This is a genomic window from Acinetobacter sp. 742879, assembly GCF_000588535.1.
Lineage (GTDB): Bacteria > Pseudomonadota > Gammaproteobacteria > Pseudomonadales > Moraxellaceae > Acinetobacter > Acinetobacter pittii.
On sequence record NZ_JFYC01000035.1, the window covers coordinates 1 to 2047 of the forward strand.

General features: G+C 38.8%; 3 protein-coding genes, 1 tRNA gene and 1 pseudogene. 1 reads left to right on the top strand and 4 read right to left on the bottom strand.

Translation table 11 applies throughout. The features are described 5' to 3' along the window. Together J690_RS23425 and J690_RS23430 are read right to left on the bottom strand one after the other, a co-directional pair. A pseudogene (locus tag J690_RS23425) lies at positions 1-90 on the bottom strand (SirB2 family protein); the annotation flags it as partial. A gap of 11 nt (positions 91-101) precedes the next feature. Further along, entirely contained in the window at positions 102-410 is a 309-nt protein-coding gene (locus tag J690_RS23430) for a BolA family protein (RefSeq protein ID WP_032038538.1), read from the bottom strand. A gap of 230 nt (positions 411-640) precedes the next feature. Between J690_RS23430 and J690_RS23435 the strand changes: the two genes are divergently transcribed. Further along, a tRNA-Gly gene (locus tag J690_RS23435) sits at positions 641-716 on the top strand. A 142-nt stretch (positions 717-858) separates the two neighbouring features. On the opposite strand, the gene J690_RS23440 is transcribed toward J690_RS23435, so the two are convergent. Together J690_RS23440 and J690_RS23445 are read right to left on the bottom strand one after the other, a co-directional pair. Further along, the gene (locus tag J690_RS23440; protein WP_032038537.1) at positions 859-1620 is read right to left on the bottom strand and encodes a 4'-phosphopantetheinyl transferase family protein; all 762 of its coding nucleotides are present in this window, start codon (positions 1618-1620) and stop codon (positions 859-861) included. After that, positions 1613-2047 (bottom strand): alpha/beta fold hydrolase (locus J690_RS23445; protein ID WP_032038811.1); only part of this gene is annotated, 435 nt, incomplete at its 5' end. The genes J690_RS23440 and J690_RS23445, both read right to left, overlap by 8 nt.

Below are 2047 nucleotides of genomic sequence, written 5' to 3' on the forward strand. Positions count from 1 at the left end.
AAACAGAGTTGAAGCGCGTAAAACAAAGACCATAAGTGCGGCAGCTACCGCAGTCATATGAATAATTTTAGTGAGTAAATGTGCATCCATGAAATTAACCCTTAGCTTTTAGGTGCATGTGCACATTCTGGGCTAGCAGGTGCTTGACCTTGCCACTCACTTGGCAAATAAGCATGAATTGCTAAAGCATGAATTTGGCCCGGATTCATCAAATCAGAAGCTAAGGCGTATACTTTTTGATGACGTTGAACTAAACGCAATCCATTAAATTCGTCGCTCACTATAATCACTTTAAAATGAGATTCCTTACCTGGAAAATAACCACCGTGCCCGGCAGACTCATTGAGCACTTCCAAATGACTAGGTGCAAGTGTTTGTAACCGTTCAATCAACTGTTGTTCAAGGCTCATAGCTTTTCCTTTTACGATTATTCGTATATTTGAACCTAGTATACCTTGTCTACACACAAACAAAAGTTGCTCTTGTATGCTTTGACTTCAAACAAAATGTCTATTTATTCGGCAACTTAACAACAAAAATACCGCTAAATGGTCATTTCTGTTTTTATTTTATGCAATCAGCATAATTATTTGCATAAAGTTGTTGACCCTTGTTTTGCTTAATGTATTATAAGCGGCACGCGGGAATAGCTCAGTTGGTAGAGCATAACCTTGCCAAGGTTGGGGTCGCGAGTTCGAGTCTCGTTTCCCGCTCCAAATTTAAAAGGCCCTAGTCGAAAGACTGGGGCTTTTTTCTTTTTACCGTTTCACACATAACTTATTGAGAAGAGTTCGACTCAAGCCCAAGTGTTTCATTAATAGACTCATATTTTTAAACCAGTAATTGTATCGATTTAATCTAGTTATATTTGCACGGTACTGGCGTTATGCGATGCGTAGATATACATGGTACTAATTGAAAACAATCCAAGTTAAAGCGCTCTAGACTACATCTTTGTTGTAAACAGGTAGAAAAGATGAAGTTATGATCATAGACATAACTTTGGAAATAATATTCTTCTGTCTTTTGAATATCACGAGTTGAATCGAGAAAATCTATGTGTTCAGCTAACACATGAAAGTTGAGCTTCTTTAAATGACGGCTCATTCCTTCGCCAGTACATTTAATATAGGATTCTTTTAAGGTCCATATTTGAAAAAAACGCTGATATACACTGGATGGATCAATCCTTTCATTTTCCTGAATCCATTCAATTTCACTTGGCGCTAACACGCTATCGACACGCATCCAATCGAACTCACGGTCCACCCGTTCAACATCGACTCCTATTTCCCCTTCTTCAGTCACCGCAAGAACAATAACGTCTGCTGAATGACTAAGATTGAAATAAACAGCTTTATTGCCTTGTATAAAAGGTTTGCCGTTAGGTTGTAATTGAATGTTGACCTCATGGGGTGAAATACCCAACTTATCTGCTAAAACAGACCTCGTTAAGACACGAGAGATTAAGAAAAGACGTGCAGCATAAGGATGATATTGATCATATCTCAACTTTTCTGCCGTATTGAGAAAGCTGAGATAATGACTCAATATTAAGTGGTTTTGTGGCACCCGTGAAACTGGGCAGACATACACCTGTACTTTGGAAATATCAGACATCACTGAGCTGTGCTGTGGTGCTAATATATTTGGTTAGAACTGGTGTGAGGTAATCATAAACCGCTTCTACATGGGTAACGTGCGGATTATGGCCTGCGCCAGCAATGATATGTACAGGAATATTAGGACTTATTCTAGTAACAATTGGGTCCTTCTCTCCAACAATTATTTCAACTTTAGAACCAAGCTCGTTTAACAAAGCTGTTTGAGATACTCTCTGCTGAGGCAAACTAATACGATGCATATACCCACTAATATGCTTGGCTACCGACACCCGGCGTAATGAATCCATCGCATAACCAACAGATAGATTTTTTTGCCCGTCTGGATGCAGATTTTTAGCAATCTTATCTTTCGATACAAAACGGAAAATTAGATTAGAGATCGTTTGTATTTGAAATATTTTTGCGGCCTGTGCCTGCACGAA